The organism is Flavobacterium piscinae, assembly GCF_004122145.1.
In the GTDB taxonomy this organism is placed as follows: domain Bacteria; phylum Bacteroidota; class Bacteroidia; order Flavobacteriales; family Flavobacteriaceae; genus Flavobacterium; species Flavobacterium piscinae.
In genome coordinates this window covers 149,785-165,395 of sequence record NZ_SBKQ01000008.1, presented here as the reverse complement: position 1 = coordinate 165,395, position 15,611 = coordinate 149,785, and the positions used below count along the sequence as shown (strand labels likewise).

Below are 15,611 nucleotides of genomic sequence, written 5' to 3'. Positions count from 1 at the left end.
CTTTTGCTCATTTTACCTGTAACAAAGGTTGCAAAAGGTGAAAAATTAAAATATGATATTTGTCATACTTTAATTATCTTTGTAAAGACCAATAAAATAATACACCATGAGCAAGTGTGAACAATGTATTGTGAGAGAATTTAGCTCTCTAAAAGCTTTAAATAAAGAAGAGCTTTTAAAAATGGCCAACTGTAAAACTTCTTATACCATTAAAAAAGGGGAACCTATCTTTGAAGAAGGTGAATCGGTAAATGGTATTTATTGTGTTAAAGATGGCGTTTGTAAACTTTCTAAACTAAGTGCCAATGGAAAAGATCAAATTGTTAAATTGGTTAAACCGGGTGAATTATTGGGTCAACGCTCCATGATTAGTGACGAACCCACTAATTTAAGTGCGGTGGCTTTAGAAGATATGGAAGTTTGTTTTATTCCGAAGTCTGAAATATTAGGTTTTTTCAATAACAATAATCAATTTTCGATGAACGTGATGAAAACCATTTGTGGTGATTTGAAAGAATCAGACGATCACATGGTTTCAATGGCTCAAAAAACAGTAAAAGAACGTTTAGCTGAAACATTATTATACTTAGAGGACACTTTTGGTAAAAATGAAGACGGTTCGCTTCATATTCAACTTTCCAGAGAGGAATTGGCCGGAATGATTGGTACAGCTACGGAAAGCTGTATTCGATTATTGTCTGAATTTGCTAAAAATGGTTTGGTCAATTTAAATGGAAAAAAAATAAGTATTCTGGATAAGAACAAATTGAAAAGAATGGCGGAGTAAAATCATAATTTCTTCGCTTCTTCCCAAAACACATCCATTTCTGCTAAAGTCATATCTGAGAGGGGTTTACCAAGTTCTGATGCTTTGCTCTCGAGATACATAAATCGTTTCATGAACTTTTTGTTCGTTCGTTCCAACGCGTCTTCAGGATTTACTTTTAGAAAACGAGCGTAATTAATCATCGAGAATAATACATCGCCGAACTCTGCTTCTATTTTATCATTATTTCCGGCTTTTACTTCTTCTTGTAATTCGTTTAATTCTTCTTGTACTTTATCCCAAACTTGGTGCGGTTCTTCCCAATCAAATCCTACCCCTTTTACCTTGTCTTGTATGCGACTCGCTTTAACGAGTGCGGGAAGACTTTTCGGCACACCCTCTAAAACGGATTTTTTGCCCTCCTTCAATTTAAGTTTTTCCCAATTTTGTTTTACTTCTTCTTCATTGGCCACCACTACATCGCCGTAAATATGTGGATGTCGGTCGATTAATTTATCGCAAATACTATTAGCCACATCGGCAATATCAAAAGCATTGGTTTCGCTGCCAATTTTGGCATAAAAAACTATGTGTAATAATAAATCGCCTAATTCCTTTTTGATTTCCTGTAAATCGTTATCCAAAATGGCATCACCTAACTCGTAGGTTTCTTCAATGGTTAGATGGCGTAAACTTTCCAAGGTTTGCTTTTTATCCCATGGACATTTTTCACGAAGGTCGTCCATAATGTCCAATAATCTTCCAAAAGCTTCTAACTGTTTTTCCCGGGTATTCATCTGATTCTGATTTTTGTAAAAATAAAAAATCCTACTCGAAAGCAGGATTCCTTTTCAAATTTATTTAAAAAATTATTCAGCGGGTTTTTCAGATTCTGCTTCTTTCAATTCTTTTGATAAAGATTCCACAGAAACGATTCCTTTTGGCTGTAACATATTGTACCAATTGATTATTTTTTTTATATCAGACGGGTATACTCTTTCTTCATCAAATTCAGGTAGAACTTCTCTGAAATAAGTGACTAAAACACTGTTGTCTTCTTTGTGTGAAATAGCTGTTGGTCCATCATTTTCTTTGGTTGCAATCGCTTTAAAAACTTCGGCTAACTTTATTTCTTCATTATAGGTATACACCGCAATTTCAGAAAGCAAACTCACATTGCTTCGCATACCAACCGTAATTTTTTTTCCGTCTAATAAACTTTCGGCTACAAAACCGGTACGGGTTTGTAGTTTCAATTCAAACAATCCCGGTTTTCCCGAAATGGCTAATATTTTTTGTAAACTCATTTTTATTAAAATATTTATCTTGTATTATCTTCCTTTTTTGTTGAAAAACTTCATTTTGTAATCGGCTCTGATTTTGCCGTCGATGATGTTTTGCAATCTTTTTTTAATTAACGTTTTCTTTAATGACGATATTTTGTCGGTAAACAAAATGCCTTCAATGTGATCGTATTCGTGTTGAATTACTCGAGCAATTAATCCGTCATATACTTCGGTATGTTTTACGAAATTTTCATCAAAATAGTCAATGGTAATTCGCTCTTTTCGATACACATCTTCACGAACATCGGGAATGCTCAAACAGCCTTCGTTAAATCCCCATTCGTTGCCTTCTTCTTTAATAATTTTGGCATTGATAAAGGTTTTTTTGAATCCTTTCAACTGTTGAGCTTCTTCAGTTGACAAATCATCGCTTTCGCTAAATGGTGCTGTATCCACAATGAATAGTCGAATGGCTAAACCAATTTGTGGTGCGGCTAAACCAACGCCATACGCATTGTACATGGTGTCGTACATGTTGGCAATAAGTTCAGATAAATTGGGATATTCCGGTGATATTTCGGTACCAACTTTTCGTAAAACCGGATCACCATATCCTACAATTGATAAAATCATGTGAGCAATTTTTTGTAAATTAAAACCTAATCCAATTCGATTAAATTCGGATGCAAAAGTAATAAAAAGAAATCTGACTTTTACCTTAAAACAGGTAGCTTTTTCTTTTAAATCATTTTTCTGGTTAAGAAATCCTGCAACAAAATAGTCGCTGCAATTTCATCTACTAAGCCTTTATTTTGGCGTTGTTTTTTACTTAATCCGCTGTCTATCATCGTTTGAAAAGCCATTTTGGAAGTAAAACGTTCATCGACACGAATGACTTTCATTTCGGGAAATTCCGATGAAAATGTCGCCACAAATTTTTCGATAACGGGTGTGCTTTCTGAAGGTAATCCGTTCATTTGCTTAGGTTCACCAATTAAAACAGTAGAAACCTTTTCTTTTGAAAAATAGTCTTTTAAAAAAGAAATAACAGTTTCAGAGGGAATGGTGGTTAAACCCGATGCAATGATTTGCAATTCATCGGTCACGGCAATACCGGTTCGTTTGTTTCCGTAATCTATGGCGAGGATTCGTGGCATTTTATAAGGATTCTTTGTATTTAATGAAACCAAAAACGGTTACTAAATCATTTTCTATATCAACTAAATAAACGCAAACATAGCCTTTGAAAACATAATCCCTAATATTTTCAGTATCAAAATATATGGATTTTTTAAAATGAAATGGGCTTTTTAAGTCTTTGCGTAAATTTTTGATTAAATCAGATTTAAACTTTCTAGCTGCTCTGGGTTTATCTTTTGCAATATATTCAACTTGTTCGTTTAATGCCAATAAAAAATCTTTTTCAAATCTAATCTTCATATTTAGAAATCGTTTTTTCTAAATACTTATCAAGTTCATCTGGAGAAAAATATTCTGCTTTTCCATTAGCTATTTTTTCTAATGTGACCTCAAGTTTTTTCTTATCATTAATAAAAGATGCGTCTTCTGTGACTATCTTATAATCTTTTGAAGAAAAATTATTCAAAAACTCTATAACTTTGGTTTTGATATTGGGTTCACAATCAATTCTTATCGTTTCCATAACAAATAGTTTTTACAAATATACATGATTATTTCATTGCTTCAAATCTGGCCAACGGAGCCATTCTTCCTCTATTGAATGATAAATTATTTCCGTTAATACTATAATTATCCACTTTTTCAAGCATTTCGGCAAATTCTTGTTCAGTAGTCATATCCGGGCAAGCCATTAGGGTGGAAGCTCCTTTGGTAAACTTGATTAATGATTTTTCATCTTTGAATTCAACACTACCCATCATGTTATTACAACCGGCAAAAGCAACATATCCTTCTTCGCTATTAAGTTTTATAAACATTTCTTTTGACTCAATTGGTTTACCATTTAACTCAATTAATCTCCATTTATTTTTAACTAAAGAAATGTTTTCAAGGCTCTTTGAATGAATCGAATAATTTTTTATAGTTTCCGGTGCTGGTGGTGGTGGTGGAGGAAGTTCTCCTGAGTCAGATTTCTTTTGTAATACATATTTCTCAGCCAAATCACCTTCAATTTTATTACCATCCATATCCAATTGTTTTAGATAATTTTCACCCACAAAATAGTGATTAGGAGCATTTTCAATACCTTTTAAAATGATTGTATTTCCAAATTCATTCCAAACATATGAACCTCTAAATTCAGACTTAGTTTTATTCTTTTTACCCAAATAATTGGTGAATAAGACATAGTTGTTTTCATCAATCCATAAAGTAGTTTCAATTCCTTCGCAATCCGCACAGGGTAAAACACCTTGATACATCCCACTATAATCTAATGAAATTTTAGCATTATGCTCTTTATTCATTAATATCTCAGTTGAGTCAACTGTTATAACGTCAGTTGCTTCTTCTTTTACTTTTTTTGCACAGCTCATTATCAAAAGATATAAAAAAAGTAGTGTTGCTATTTTTGTTCTCATAATAGATTTCATAAGGTTCATTACAAATTTAATTCATTTTGTTGTTTATATGTGTTAAGTTTACAAAAATCAAACCAAAATGTATCGCCAAAAGATTTTATCTTTGTCAAAATTTTAAAAAATGAACGAACTACAATCTATCATAGAAAAAGCTTGGGAAAACAGAGCTTTATTGCAAGAAGAAACTACTATTGCTGCCATCAGAGAAGTCATTGAATTATTAGACAACGGAAAACTTCGCGTTGCCGAACCAACAACTAATGGTTGGCAAGTGAACGAATGGGTAAAAAAAGCCGTGGTCATGTATTTCCCAATCCAAAAAATGGAAACCTGGGAAACCGGTATTTTTGAATACCACGACAAAATGGAATTGAAACGCAACTATGCCGAAAAAGGCATTCGCGTAGTTCCTCCTGCTGTGGCACGTTATGGAGCGTATGTTTCTAAAGGCGTAATTATGATGCCCAGTTATGTGAACATTGGAGCCTATGTAGATGAAGGTACAATGGTGGATACATGGGCAACGGTAGGCAGTTGTGCTCAAATTGGAAAAGATGTGCATTTAAGTGGAGGCGTTGGTATTGGTGGGGTCTTAGAACCGCTTCAAGCCGCTCCTGTTATTATTGAAGACGGAGCGTTTATTGGCTCGAGATGTATAGTGGTAGAAGGAGTTCGGGTAGAAAAAGAAGCTGTTTTGGGTGCTAATGTGGTCTTAACCGGTTCTACCAAAATTATTGACGTAACCGGCGAAAATCCGGTTGAATATAAAGGTTATGTTCCGGCTCGTTCGGTGGTGATTCCGGGTAGTTATACCAAAAAATTTCCGGCTGGGGAATTTCAAGTGCCTTGTGCGTTGATTATTGGGCAACGTAAACCATCCACTGATTTGAAAACGTCGCTTAACGATGCGTTGAGAGAATATAATGTAGCGGTTTAATTTTTTGCGATGAAAGTACTGGTAATTCAACATAAAATGATTGGCGATGTTTTGGCCAGTACAGTCATTTGTGAAGTGCTGAAAAAAGAGCATCCTGATTGGGAAATTCATTATTTGATTGAAAAAAATACACTTCCTGTTGTTGAAAACAATGTTTATATTGACAAAATCGTTTTGTTTGATCCACAAGCTAACAAAGGGCTTTTTCGATTAATTCGATTTGGGAAACAACTCAAAAAAGAGAATTATGGCTTAGTGATTGATGTTTATGGCAAATGGCAAAGCATCATTCCGGCCTATTTTTCTGGTGCCAAAACAATTATTGGGCATTACAAATGGTATACTACTTTCTTTTATACTAAAACGGTTGTTCCGGATACTGAATGCAACGGGACAGCCAATGCTTATCGATTACTTTTAGCCAGTACGGCTTTGAACAAAAAAGTTGAATCAGTTTATCCAACAATTCACTTAGCAGTATCCGAATTGAATGATGCCAAAACTAAAATGAGTGTTTTTTCGCCCAACAATCCCATTTTTATGATTAGTGTTTTAGGTAGTGGGAAAAACAAAAGCTTACCACCATCCTATATGGCAAAAGTTTTGGATTATGTTGCAGAGAAAAAAGAAGCACACATTCTTTTCAACTATATTCCGAAACAAAGAGAAGAAGTTGAGCACATATTCAATTTGTGCAATGAGAAAACAAAATCGCAAATACATTTGGATTTTTATGCCAATGGATTGCGTGATTTTCTAGGGATTTTATCGAAATGCGATGCTTTAATCGGTAACGAAGGAGGTGCTACCAACATGGCAAAAGCTCTCTCCATCCCTACTTTTACGATATATGCTCCTTGGATAAATAAAACTTCTTGGAATATTTTAGAAGAAACCGGTTTACACGATGTAGTTCATTTAAGCGATTATTTCCCTGAATTATACCAAAATAAACATCCTAAAAATTTCAAAGACAAAGCGTTGGAATGGTATGAAAAATTTCAACCTAATTTATTTAAAGAAAAATTGATTGCTTTTATCGAAAGAATTGGGGGTTAACTTTGCTTTTCTCCTTTTTTAATGCCGAAAGGTGTCCACACAATCTTGTTATCTTTCACCTCTTTTCGAATCGCAAGATTTGCTGCTAAGGACTCCGGTGTTTTATATCCTCTGGCATGGTCTAAATGCAACACTATAGCTTGGTAGCGAATTTGTTTTCCTTTGATGCCGTTATTTTCTAAACGTTCACCAAACTCACGGTCGGGTCCACCATATTTCATTCGCTCATCATAGCCGTTAATGGCAATCATATCTTCTTTGAAACCGGAAGAATTACAATTATTAAAAGAAGGAGTTGTCGGTGTAATAGTATCCATTATAGTGGCCATAACCCCATCCGTGGATAACTTTAATGTTTGAGAAAAACCTAATTTATCTTTACTCTTCAACCATTTTACATCAAAACAAGTACCGTTGATAATATCATCTTTGGAAATGAGTTTACTGACTTTCATGCTTAATTTACAGTAACCTCCGGAGAGAAATCTGCCTTTTTCTGCATATTTGGCGTGCACTTCCACAAAATCTTTTCGAGGGATACAATCGCCATCTGTCATAATGATGTATTCGTGTGAAGCTTCAACTATAGCTACATTCAAAATTTCTTGTCGTCTGTAACCTTCATCTTCGTGCCACAAATGTCGGATTGGCACCGGATAATTTTCTCGATATTGGTCGATTAACTCTTTTGTGGAAGGTCTGGAACCATCATCAGCGATAATTAATTCAAAATCGTGATAGGTTTGAACACTGTAGCCTATCAGGACTTTCTCCAACCATTCTTCGGCATTATAGGTACTAACGATGACAGAAATTTTCATGTTTGCGTATTACAATAATTGATACAAAAGTAAGGATTAATTTTTTCATTGAAAATTGAGCTTTTCAAGGAGATGCTTTTTTATAAATTCCATCAGGAATCCATGTAATTTTATTTTTTTTATTAAAACTCCGAATCGCTTTATTTTTGGCAATGCTTTCCTGTGTGGCATAGGAACGCTTGTGGTCGAGGTGTAAACAAATGGCTGAATAACGAATTTGTTTAGAAAGCATACCGTTGTTAAACATTCTTTCACCTAACTCACGGTCTAACCCCCCGTATTTCATTGCTTCGTTAAACCCATTGACGGCTAAAATATCCTTTTTAAAACCCGACGAATTATGGCCATTCCAAGAACGTTTGGTGGGTGTTATCCAATTCATAAAGGTTGCTAACCATTTATTGTGTGTTAACTTTGTTAGTTTGAAATTGAAAGCTAACCCCTGTTTTTTTAACCATGAAATGGAAAAGCAATTTTGAGTAAGAATATCTTGTTCGGTTATCTTTTCTGAAATAGACATTGGAAGTTTAAAATAGCCGCCGGAAAGAAAATAACCCTCCTCTTTATGTTTCAAGTGTGTGGCAACAAAATCTTTTCGCGGAATACAGTCGCCATCCGTAAAAAGTAAGTAATCGGATTGGGAAGCTAAGATTGCTTTATTTAAAATACTTGGTTTTTGGAAACCATCATCTTCATGCCAAACGTGAACAATTGGATTTTTAAATTTTGATGAAAAACTGTCTATTAACTCTTTGGTTTTAAAGGTTGAACCATCATCGGCAACCACAATTTCAAAGTCTGAATCCGTTTGAATAGAGTAGCCTATGAACACTTTTCTCAGCCATTCTTCGGAATTGTATGTAGTTATTATAACCGATAATTTCATCAAATCAGATTAGATGGGAAAATTAAACCTTTTTATGTTTTATTTCCAAAAAAAGAGTTTCTTTTTTAAATTTTTTCTTCGGTTAAATTTATTCAAGAAGCGGTCTGATTCACTCTGTAAAAGTTTTGAGAAAATATTTTTTTGAACTTTCATTAATCTAGAGTACTCATCACTAATTAGTTCATTTACAATATTATCATTTGTTAGTTTTGCTAAATTAGAAGCTCTTTTTTGAATGGTTAGATTATCATGAAAAGCCATTCTGTTCAAGTCAACCAAATAAAAGTAATACTCTTCGTCTTTCACTTTTTTCACAAGTGTATTTCCGGCAGTATTATCAATAAACTCTATTCCAAAATTGTGGATTTTGTAAAAAAACTGAGCTAACTGTTTAAAAATTATTTCTCTCTCGGGATAATTAATATCAAAAATAACTTTTCTCAATTCACAATTTACCTCTTGTTGCTCACTAAAATAGTAACTTTCTCTCAATCCAAATAGCGAGATATTCTCAAAATAAGCAAACGGTTGGGGTGTACCAATTCCTTTTTCTTGGAGAATTGTGGCATATTCAAAAGAACGTCTAGCTTTTGACTTTCTTATATATCCATAAATTAAAGCATTAATGAAATTTGGTTTTTTAAATGACTTTACATTTACTTTTGTACCTCCATTTAAATCAAAGAATTTGATTATGTTTCGCTTTTCAGAACCAATCAAGTTGCCTTCTTTTTTAAATTTATTTAAAATATCATCAAACTGATTTTCTAAATAGTTAAAATTTGAGCGAAAAACCTTCTTCATTATAATTTCTTCTAATATGTTACAAAAGTAAGTTTTTTTATTTATTTGGTTTATTTTTACAAAAAAATAAAACATGTTCAAACATCTTTTAATTACTAGATTTAATCTTAGAAATCCTGAGTGGAAACAGTTAACAAAAAACAATGAATCAATTTTAGATGATAATTGGATGAATGAACGTTTAGCATTATTTTCAGACTATTGCTTACCTTCTGTAATAAATCAAACCAATCAAAACTTTGAATGGATAATTTATTTTGATGTCTCAACAAAAGCCATTCATAGAAAAAAAATTGAAGAAATTATTGAGAACTACACTAACATAAACACATTCTTTATTGATGGAATGCCTGTTTTCAATGAAAGCATCCTTAACTATGTGAAAAAAAATATTTCAACAAAATATTTGATAACTTCGAGAATTGACAATGATGATTGTATTCACAAGGATTTTATTGATGAAATACAAAGACAATTTAATTATCAAGATTTTTTGGCAATAGATAATATCAACGGTTACACTTTACAAGTAGAACCACAATTTATATTAGGAAAAAAAGAACATATTTTTAATCCGTTTATTAGTTTGATTGAAAAAAATGAAAATCCTAAAACCGTATGGCATTATGTTCACAACATGTGGAAAAAAGAGCCCCGATTAATTCATTTATCAGAAAAACGGTTATGGTTATCCATCATTCATGGAAAAAATAAAGTCAATGAATTTGATGGTTATGGAAATATCAAATGGAATAGTCTGAAAAATGACTTTATTATTTCTGAAAAAGTTTCAAAAACAATTGAGAGTAAACAATTATCATTTTCTAAATGGTGGTTTTTAAGTTTAAAAAACTATTTATATGTTAAACAAGTTTTACTTAGTAAACAAATTAAGAAAACATTAGGGATTTATAAAGCTAAATAAAAAGTAATGAAAATACTACATCTTTCTAGTAACATTAAATTTGGGGGAAGTGAACAACAATTAATACATTTAGTAGAAGCTACAGACAAAAGAAATATAAAAAATTATATTTTTTGTTTTGATACTTCTGAATTGTATAATTACAAAGATGTTACAAAAGCTGACTTTATTACTCTTCCTCCAAAAAAAATATATTCATTAGAGGTTATAAAAAAAATAAAAAAAATTGTTAAGGAAGAAAACATTGATTTAATTCACATTCATAACGGAAAGTTTATTTTATCGTTTATGTTATCGAACATATTATTTAACTTAAAATGTAAAGCAATATTTTCGAAAAAGGATATGAGTAGAAGTTCGAGTTTATTTAGCAAAATTAAATACAATTACAGTGGTATTTATAAAACAACTTGTGTAACTGAAGCTATAAAAAAAAGGTTTGAAAAAATTTTATTCAAAAGAAATCATCATAAATTAATCGTAATAAGAGATGGAATAAACATTAGTGAACTAAAAAAAAATAAAGAAATTGATATTGATTTTAAATTAATTAAAGATAAAATAGTTGTTGGAAATATAGCTAATCATGTTAGAGCAAAAGGATTAAAAAACTTAATTTTGACAGTTGATTTTTTGGTGAATGTTAAAAATATTAAAAACATTTACTTCATTCAAATTGGTAGATTTACAGATTTGACAGAAGAATTAAATAATATGATTCTTGAAAAAAACCTAACCAATTATATAGAACTCAAAGGTTTTATTCAAAATGGCCATAAATTTCTTCCACAATTTGACTATTTTATGATGACTTCAGAAAGTGAGGGCATGCCTTTAACTATTTTAGAATCATTATATTACAAAATTCCAGTTATAACAACCAATGTAGGTGGTATACCTGAAGTTATTATTCATAAGCATAACGGTTTATTATCTAATACTAATGACTTTGAAAGTCTTGCAAATAACTTAATCGAATTAATAAATGACTCATCTTTGCAAAAAAAAATAACAGAAAATGGATTTGAAATGATCATAAACAAATTTGATTCAAATATTATGGCTGAACAAACTATAGAAGTCTATAAAGAAGCTATTTTAAAACAATAATTTTCAAAGCGACATGTTAAATTCTATAGATATTCAAAACCACGAAATCCACCACGCCTTTCAAATCATCCAAAACGGAGGCATCATCCTCTACCCGACCGATACCGTTTGGGGAATTGGCTGCGATGCTACCAATCCGGAAGCTGTGAAAAAAATTTATGCCCTCAAAAAAAGAGAAGAATCCAAAAGCATGATTGTGTTGATGAATGGCGAAAAAATGATGTACACTGTTTTCAAGGATATTCCCGAAGTAGCTTGGCAAATTCTCGATTTAGCAGAGAAACCAACGACTTTAATTTTAGATAAACCACGAAATGTGGCTTCAAATATCATTGCAGAAGATCAATCCTTGGCTGTTCGAATCGTAAAAGAACCCTTTTGTTTTAAATTAATGGAACGTATGAAAAGACCGCTGGTATCTACTTCGGCAAACGTTTCCGGTGAACCTACTCCAAAATCATTTAAAGAAATTAGTCCTGAAATTATTAAAGGTGTAGACTATGTTGTAAATTTGCACCGCGAAAAAATGTGCGACAAGCCCTCCACGATAATTAAATTAACATTGGATAGTCAGGTTCAAATTATTAGGAAATAAAGTTATACGCCACAAATAATAATATTTTTTAGCCGCTGATTCGCTGATTTTTTTATTTTTATAAACCAAAATAATTAATATATGCCTGAATATCTGTATGAAAATGAAAGTTATAAAATAATAGGAATTTTATATGAAGTTCATAAAAATCTAGGAAAAGGTTTTTCTGAAATAGTTTATAAAGATGCTTTGGAATATGAATTTAATAAAAATAAAATTCCTTTTGAACGCGAAAAAGAATATAAAGTACATTATAAAGATACAGTACTAAAACACAAATTTTATGCTGATTTTGTGGTGTTTGATAAAATAATTTTAGAAATTAAATCTACCGATTCGTTTGTTAACAATCACTATGCACAATGTCTAAACTATTTAAAAGTTTCTAACAATAAACTAGCCTTATTAGTAAACTTTAACCAAACATCAGTTGAATACAAAAGAATAATAATTTCAAAATAAAATCAGCGAATCAGCGGCTAAAAAAAAATGAATTACACACAAGCCCTACATAACCCCATCTTCAAAATCATCTCACAAGCTGCACAAGAGCTTGGTGTTGAATGCTACGTCATTGGTGGTTTTGTGCGTGATTATTTGTTAGAACGCGATTTTAAAAAAGACATCGACATTGTTGCTGTTGGAAGCGGAATAGAACTAGCCCTTAAAGTTTCTGAACTTCTCCCCAACAATCCAAAAGTTCAGGTTTTTAAAACGTATGGTACAGCTATGCTGCGTTTTCAAGAAATTGATATCGAATTTGTAGGAGCCCGAAAAGAAAGTTATCATTTTGAAAGTCGTAATCCGGTAGTGGAAAACGGGACGTTGGAAGACGATCAAAACCGACGCGATTTTACCATCAATGCCTTGGCTTTTTCATTGAATGAAAAAAATTATGGCGATTTAATTGATCCTTTTAATGGTTTGGAAGATTTAGAAAATGGAATAATCAGAACTCCTTTAGATGCTGACATCACCTTTTCGGATGATCCCTTGCGAATGATGCGTGCGATTCGATTTGCTTCGCAATTGAATTTTACGATTGAAGAAAAATCATTAGCATCCATAACCAAAAATTGTGAACGAATCAAAATTATAACCGGTGAACGAATTGTGGAGGAATTAAACAAAATACTTTCCACAGAAAAACCGTCAATTGGTTTTATTTTATTGTATCAAACCGGATTGTTGGATTTGATTCTACCCGAATTGACTGCTCTCAATCAAGTGGAAGAAATAGAAGGTCATACTCACAAGAACAACTTTTATCACACCTTAGAAGTAGTAGATAACATTTGTCCAAATACCGATGATGTTTGGTTGCGTTGGGCGGCATTGTTGCATGATATTGGTAAAGCTCCCACTAAAAAATTCAATAAAAAACAAGGTTGGACATTCCATGGTCATGAATTTTTAGGTGGCAAAATGGTTAAGAAAATCTTCGAGCGGTTACATATGCCATTAAACCATAAATTAAAATATGTTTCCAAATTGGTGATGTTAAGTTCCCGTCCAATTGTGCTTTCACAAGATATTGTAACCGATTCTGCGGTGCGACGTTTACTGTTTGATGCCAGCGAAGACATTGAAGATTTAATGATTTTATGTGAAGCGGATATCACCACAAAAAACCCAACTAAGTTTAAAAAATACCACAACAATTTTAAGGTGGTTCGTCAAAAAATTGTGGAAGTGGAAGAACGCGATCACGTGCGAAACTTCCAACCCCCAATTTCAGGTGAAGAAATTATGGCGATTTTCAATTTGAAGCCTTCTCGTGAAATCGGAATATTAAAAGAAGCAATTAAGGAAGCGATTTTAGAAGGAGAAATTCCTAATGATTATGAAGCTGCTTATGCTTATATGTTGAAAAAAGCAGAAAAATTAGGCTTGCAATCAATTAAAAATTAACGTTAAGATTAACTTTTGTTTATAAAACTCAATAACCAAAAGTGATGTAATTTTGCATTAAGTTTATAAAACATGAAATCAAACAAACCCGTAATTATTTGGTTGCTCTCCGGCTGTCTTTTATTGTTTATCATGGTGATGGTGGGTGGCATAACTCGCCTTACCAATTCCGGACTCTCGATGACCGATTGGCATTTGGTGACCGATACATTTCCTCACACATCGGACCAAGCGTGGAATGAAGCATTTGAAGAATACAAGAAATTTCCGGAGTACCAAAAAATCAATATTCATAACGATTTCACGTTGGATGATTATAAATTTATTTATTTCTGGGAATGGTTCCACCGCTTCATCGGAAGAATTATTGGTATCGTATTTATTATTCCTTTTGTCTATTTTCTGATTAAGAAAAAATTAGATTCAGAAACCATCAAAAAATGTATTATTCTCCTTTTTATGGGTGGATTTCAAGGTTTTTTAGGTTGGTTCATGGTGAAAAGCGGATTAATTGACAATCCGGATGTGAGTCATTATCGTTTGGCTTTACACTTAACTTTTGCTTTTATCACTTTTGCCTATACGTTGTGGGTTGCGTTGGATTTAATTTACCCCGATAAAAATGAAGTTATTTTACCATTGCGAAAACTAGCTCGAATTGCGATGATCGTTTTAATCCTACAAATCATTTATGGCGGATTCGTAGCCGGATTAAACGCCGGTTTAATACACAATCATTGGCCATTGATGAGCGAAGGAAAATTAATTCATGAAACCGTTTGGATGGAACAACCTACTTTAGTTAAAAATTTAACCGAGGGAAAAAGCGGAGTGCAATTTGTACATCGAACATTAGCCTATGTTGTGGTCGGTTTGATGATATTACTTTACGTTCAAAGTAGAAAATATACTTTAACTACTTTACAATCAAAAGGTGTTAAAACATTGGTTGCTTTTGTGTTTTTTCAATTTATTTTAGGTATTTTTACCCTTTTATTTCATGTACCGCTTTGGCTGGGATTAGCTCATCAGTTGATGGCTTTTTTATTACTGAGTGCCATGACATTTACTTTGCATCGCTTTAGTAAATAAATATCAGACTATATTGTCGCAGTTTTTGTTAGAATACCTTACATGTCTAAACTCGCCGCTCAGGATAAATTTTTAGATTTATCCGATTATGGTAGAAGGTTCGGAAGAATTTTTGCTTTACAATTAAAAAATACTCGCTTTACACCCATCCACGTGACACTACTTTTTGGTATTAGTGGATTGATTGCGATGTATTGCATCCTCAATCAATATTATGTTTGGGCTGCTTTTTTCATCATTCTTAAATCCATTATTGATGCGGCCGATGGTGAATTGGCTCGATTGAAAAAAACACCTTCCTACTCCGGCAGATACTTAGACAGTATTTTCGATATTTTCTTGAATTTCGGTTTTCTAATGGTAATTTGTTATGTTTCTACCACCTCGTTTTGGTTTACGATTATAGCCTTTTTTGCCATACAATTACAAGGAACATTATACAATTATTACTATGTAATCTTGCGAACAAAATCTGTGGGAGGCGATTCTACCAGTAAGATTTTTGAATACAAAACCCCCAAAGCTTTACCCGGAGAAAGTCAGCAATTGGTAAATATTCTTTTCAAAATTTATACTATTGTTTATGGAACTTTTGACAAAATTATTTACTTTTTAGATTCTGAGGCATATAAAGTAAAAACCTTTCCAAATTGGTTTATGACCTTACTTTCTGCTTATGGATTGGGTTTTCAATTGTTAATTATCGCTATTATGCTCCCGTTGGGTTGGATTGAATGGATAGTTCCTTTTTTTATTACTTACTCGATCTTACTATTTGTTTTAATCGGTATTAGAAAAAAACTTATTCAATAAAAAAGCCTCTTCAAAAATGAAAAGGCTTATGTTTTTTTTTAGATA

20 protein-coding genes are annotated in these 15,611 nt (G+C 32.5%); 10 read left to right on the top strand and 10 right to left on the bottom strand.

Features of this window, described 5'->3' with window-relative positions; translation table 11 throughout:
* Positions 1 to 106: 106 nt before the first annotated feature.
* Positions 107 to 787, top strand: coding sequence for a Crp/Fnr family transcriptional regulator (locus EQG68_RS09305; RefSeq protein ID WP_129464577.1), 681 nt, complete (start codon positions 107 to 109; stop codon positions 785 to 787).
* Positions 788 to 789: 2 nt separating this feature from the next.
* Here EQG68_RS09305 and mazG read toward each other — a convergent pair whose 3' ends face one another.
* From mazG to EQG68_RS15045, 7 genes are all read right to left on the bottom strand, one after another.
* Positions 790 to 1,563 carry a nucleoside triphosphate pyrophosphohydrolase gene (mazG, locus tag EQG68_RS09300; RefSeq protein ID WP_129464575.1) on the bottom strand — a complete coding sequence of 258 codons (774 nt, stop codon included), beginning with the start codon at positions 1,561 to 1,563 and terminating at the stop codon, positions 790 to 792.
* Between the two features lie 72 nt (positions 1,564 to 1,635).
* Positions 1,636 to 2,073, bottom strand: a complete 438-nt coding sequence (locus tag EQG68_RS09295; protein ID WP_129464573.1) for a DUF5606 family protein — start codon at positions 2,071 to 2,073, stop codon at positions 1,636 to 1,638.
* A gap of 24 nt (positions 2,074 to 2,097) precedes the next feature.
* Positions 2,098 to 2,685 (bottom strand): peptide deformylase, encoded by a 588-nt coding sequence (def, locus tag EQG68_RS09290; RefSeq protein WP_129464571.1) that lies wholly within the window; start codon positions 2,683 to 2,685, stop codon positions 2,098 to 2,100.
* A gap of 107 nt (positions 2,686 to 2,792) precedes the next feature.
* Positions 2,793 to 3,209 carry a Holliday junction resolvase RuvX gene (ruvX, locus tag EQG68_RS09285; RefSeq protein WP_129464569.1) on the bottom strand — a complete coding sequence of 139 codons (417 nt, stop codon included), beginning with the start codon at positions 3,207 to 3,209 and terminating at the stop codon, positions 2,793 to 2,795.
* A 1-nt stretch (position 3,210) separates the two neighbouring features.
* Positions 3,211 to 3,492 (bottom strand): type II toxin-antitoxin system RelE/ParE family toxin, encoded by a 282-nt coding sequence (locus tag EQG68_RS09280; RefSeq protein ID WP_129464568.1) that lies wholly within the window; start codon positions 3,490 to 3,492, stop codon positions 3,211 to 3,213.
* A complete protein-coding gene (locus EQG68_RS09275; protein ID WP_129464567.1) occupies positions 3,482 to 3,715 on the bottom strand; it encodes a hypothetical protein in 234 nt (77 codons plus the stop codon). Before EQG68_RS09275 ends, EQG68_RS09280 begins: the two co-directional genes overlap by 11 nt.
* Before the next feature lie 28 nt (positions 3,716 to 3,743).
* Positions 3,744 to 4,613, bottom strand: a complete 870-nt coding sequence (locus EQG68_RS15045; protein WP_222845210.1) for a copper resistance protein NlpE N-terminal domain-containing protein — start codon at positions 4,611 to 4,613, stop codon at positions 3,744 to 3,746.
* A 121-nt stretch (positions 4,614 to 4,734) separates the two neighbouring features.
* On the opposite strand from EQG68_RS15045, the gene EQG68_RS09265 reads away from it, so the two are divergent.
* Positions 4,735 to 5,550 (top strand): 2,3,4,5-tetrahydropyridine-2,6-dicarboxylate N-succinyltransferase, encoded by an 816-nt coding sequence (locus tag EQG68_RS09265; RefSeq protein WP_129464565.1) that lies wholly within the window; start codon positions 4,735 to 4,737, stop codon positions 5,548 to 5,550.
* A 9-nt stretch (positions 5,551 to 5,559) separates the two neighbouring features.
* Positions 5,560 to 6,609 carry a glycosyltransferase family 9 protein gene (locus tag EQG68_RS09260; protein ID WP_129464563.1) on the top strand — a complete coding sequence of 350 codons (1,050 nt, stop codon included), beginning with the start codon at positions 5,560 to 5,562 and terminating at the stop codon, positions 6,607 to 6,609.
* Here the strand turns inward: EQG68_RS09260 and EQG68_RS09255 are convergent.
* The 3 genes from EQG68_RS09255 to EQG68_RS09245 all read right to left on the bottom strand — a co-directional run bounded on the left by EQG68_RS09255 (position 6,606) and on the right by EQG68_RS09245 (position 9,120).
* Positions 6,606 to 7,430 (bottom strand): glycosyltransferase family 2 protein, encoded by an 825-nt coding sequence (locus EQG68_RS09255; RefSeq protein WP_129464561.1) that lies wholly within the window; start codon positions 7,428 to 7,430, stop codon positions 6,606 to 6,608. The genes EQG68_RS09260 and EQG68_RS09255 overlap by 4 nt on opposite strands.
* A gap of 64 nt (positions 7,431 to 7,494) precedes the next feature.
* On the bottom strand, positions 7,495 to 8,316 hold the full coding sequence (locus EQG68_RS09250; RefSeq protein WP_129464559.1) for a glycosyltransferase family 2 protein: 822 nt from the start codon (positions 8,314 to 8,316) through the stop codon (positions 7,495 to 7,497).
* Positions 8,317 to 8,355: 39 nt separating this feature from the next.
* Complete coding sequence (locus tag EQG68_RS09245) at positions 8,356 to 9,120, bottom strand: lipopolysaccharide kinase InaA family protein (RefSeq protein WP_164975421.1); 765 nt, start codon at positions 9,118 to 9,120, stop codon at positions 8,356 to 8,358.
* A 73-nt stretch (positions 9,121 to 9,193) separates the two neighbouring features.
* Here EQG68_RS09245 and EQG68_RS09240 point away from each other — a divergent pair, with 73 nt between their 5' ends.
* From EQG68_RS09240 to EQG68_RS09210, 7 genes are all read left to right on the top strand, one after another.
* Positions 9,194 to 10,045 (top strand): glycosyltransferase, encoded by an 852-nt coding sequence (locus tag EQG68_RS09240; protein ID WP_129464556.1) that lies wholly within the window; start codon positions 9,194 to 9,196, stop codon positions 10,043 to 10,045.
* A 6-nt stretch (positions 10,046 to 10,051) separates the two neighbouring features.
* Positions 10,052 to 11,155, top strand: coding sequence for a glycosyltransferase family 4 protein (locus EQG68_RS09235; RefSeq protein WP_129464555.1), 1,104 nt, complete (start codon positions 10,052 to 10,054; stop codon positions 11,153 to 11,155).
* A 13-nt stretch (positions 11,156 to 11,168) separates the two neighbouring features.
* Positions 11,169 to 11,750 (top strand): L-threonylcarbamoyladenylate synthase, encoded by a 582-nt coding sequence (locus EQG68_RS09230; RefSeq protein ID WP_394343611.1) that lies wholly within the window; start codon positions 11,169 to 11,171, stop codon positions 11,748 to 11,750.
* A gap of 81 nt (positions 11,751 to 11,831) precedes the next feature.
* Positions 11,832 to 12,212 carry a GxxExxY protein gene (locus EQG68_RS09225; RefSeq protein WP_129464554.1) on the top strand — a complete coding sequence of 127 codons (381 nt, stop codon included), beginning with the start codon at positions 11,832 to 11,834 and terminating at the stop codon, positions 12,210 to 12,212.
* 27 nt (positions 12,213 to 12,239) lie between these two features.
* The gene (locus EQG68_RS09220) at positions 12,240 to 13,661 is read left to right on the top strand and encodes a CCA tRNA nucleotidyltransferase (RefSeq protein WP_129464552.1); all 1,422 of its coding nucleotides are present in this window, start codon (positions 12,240 to 12,242) and stop codon (positions 13,659 to 13,661) included.
* Between the two features lie 72 nt (positions 13,662 to 13,733).
* Positions 13,734 to 14,753, top strand: a complete 1,020-nt coding sequence (locus tag EQG68_RS09215) for a COX15/CtaA family protein (protein ID WP_129464550.1) — start codon at positions 13,734 to 13,736, stop codon at positions 14,751 to 14,753.
* Positions 14,754 to 14,795: 42 nt separating this feature from the next.
* Positions 14,796 to 15,566, top strand: coding sequence for a CDP-alcohol phosphatidyltransferase family protein (locus tag EQG68_RS09210; protein ID WP_129464549.1), 771 nt, complete (start codon positions 14,796 to 14,798; stop codon positions 15,564 to 15,566).
* Positions 15,567 to 15,611 lie beyond the last annotated feature (45 nt).

Excerpts from the sequence above, each read along its gene's own strand:
- EQG68_RS09305 (WP_129464577.1), top strand. The coding sequence starts at position 107 with ATGAGCAAGTGTGAACAATGTATTGTGAGAGAATTTAGCTCTCTAAAA.
- mazG (WP_129464575.1), bottom strand. The coding sequence starts at position 1,563 with ATGAATACCCGGGAAAAACAGTTAGAAGCTTTTGGAAGATTATTGGAC.
- EQG68_RS09295 (WP_129464573.1), bottom strand. The coding sequence starts at position 2,073 with ATGAGTTTACAAAAAATATTAGCCATTTCGGGAAAACCGGGATTGTTT.
- def (WP_129464571.1), bottom strand. The coding sequence starts at position 2,685 with ATGATTTTATCAATTGTAGGATATGGTGATCCGGTTTTACGAAAAGTT.
- ruvX (WP_129464569.1), bottom strand. The coding sequence starts at position 3,209 with ATGCCACGAATCCTCGCCATAGATTACGGAAACAAACGAACCGGTATT.
- EQG68_RS09280 (WP_129464568.1), bottom strand. The coding sequence starts at position 3,492 with ATGAAGATTAGATTTGAAAAAGATTTTTTATTGGCATTAAACGAACAA.
- EQG68_RS09275 (WP_129464567.1), bottom strand. The coding sequence starts at position 3,715 with ATGGAAACGATAAGAATTGATTGTGAACCCAATATCAAAACCAAAGTT.
- EQG68_RS15045 (WP_222845210.1), bottom strand. The coding sequence starts at position 4,613 with ATGAGAACAAAAATAGCAACACTACTTTTTTTATATCTTTTGATAATG.
- EQG68_RS09265 (WP_129464565.1), top strand. The coding sequence starts at position 4,735 with ATGAACGAACTACAATCTATCATAGAAAAAGCTTGGGAAAACAGAGCT.
- EQG68_RS09260 (WP_129464563.1), top strand. The coding sequence starts at position 5,560 with ATGAAAGTACTGGTAATTCAACATAAAATGATTGGCGATGTTTTGGCC.
- EQG68_RS09255 (WP_129464561.1), bottom strand. The coding sequence starts at position 7,430 with ATGAAAATTTCTGTCATCGTTAGTACCTATAATGCCGAAGAATGGTTG.
- EQG68_RS09250 (WP_129464559.1), bottom strand. The coding sequence starts at position 8,316 with ATGAAATTATCGGTTATAATAACTACATACAATTCCGAAGAATGGCTG.
- EQG68_RS09245 (WP_164975421.1), bottom strand. The coding sequence starts at position 9,120 with ATGAAGAAGGTTTTTCGCTCAAATTTTAACTATTTAGAAAATCAGTTT.
- EQG68_RS09240 (WP_129464556.1), top strand. The coding sequence starts at position 9,194 with ATGTTCAAACATCTTTTAATTACTAGATTTAATCTTAGAAATCCTGAG.
- EQG68_RS09235 (WP_129464555.1), top strand. The coding sequence starts at position 10,052 with ATGAAAATACTACATCTTTCTAGTAACATTAAATTTGGGGGAAGTGAA.
- EQG68_RS09230 (WP_394343611.1), top strand. The coding sequence starts at position 11,169 with ATGTTAAATTCTATAGATATTCAAAACCACGAAATCCACCACGCCTTT.
- EQG68_RS09225 (WP_129464554.1), top strand. The coding sequence starts at position 11,832 with ATGCCTGAATATCTGTATGAAAATGAAAGTTATAAAATAATAGGAATT.
- EQG68_RS09220 (WP_129464552.1), top strand. The coding sequence starts at position 12,240 with ATGAATTACACACAAGCCCTACATAACCCCATCTTCAAAATCATCTCA.
- EQG68_RS09215 (WP_129464550.1), top strand. The coding sequence starts at position 13,734 with ATGAAATCAAACAAACCCGTAATTATTTGGTTGCTCTCCGGCTGTCTT.
- EQG68_RS09210 (WP_129464549.1), top strand. The coding sequence starts at position 14,796 with ATGTCTAAACTCGCCGCTCAGGATAAATTTTTAGATTTATCCGATTAT.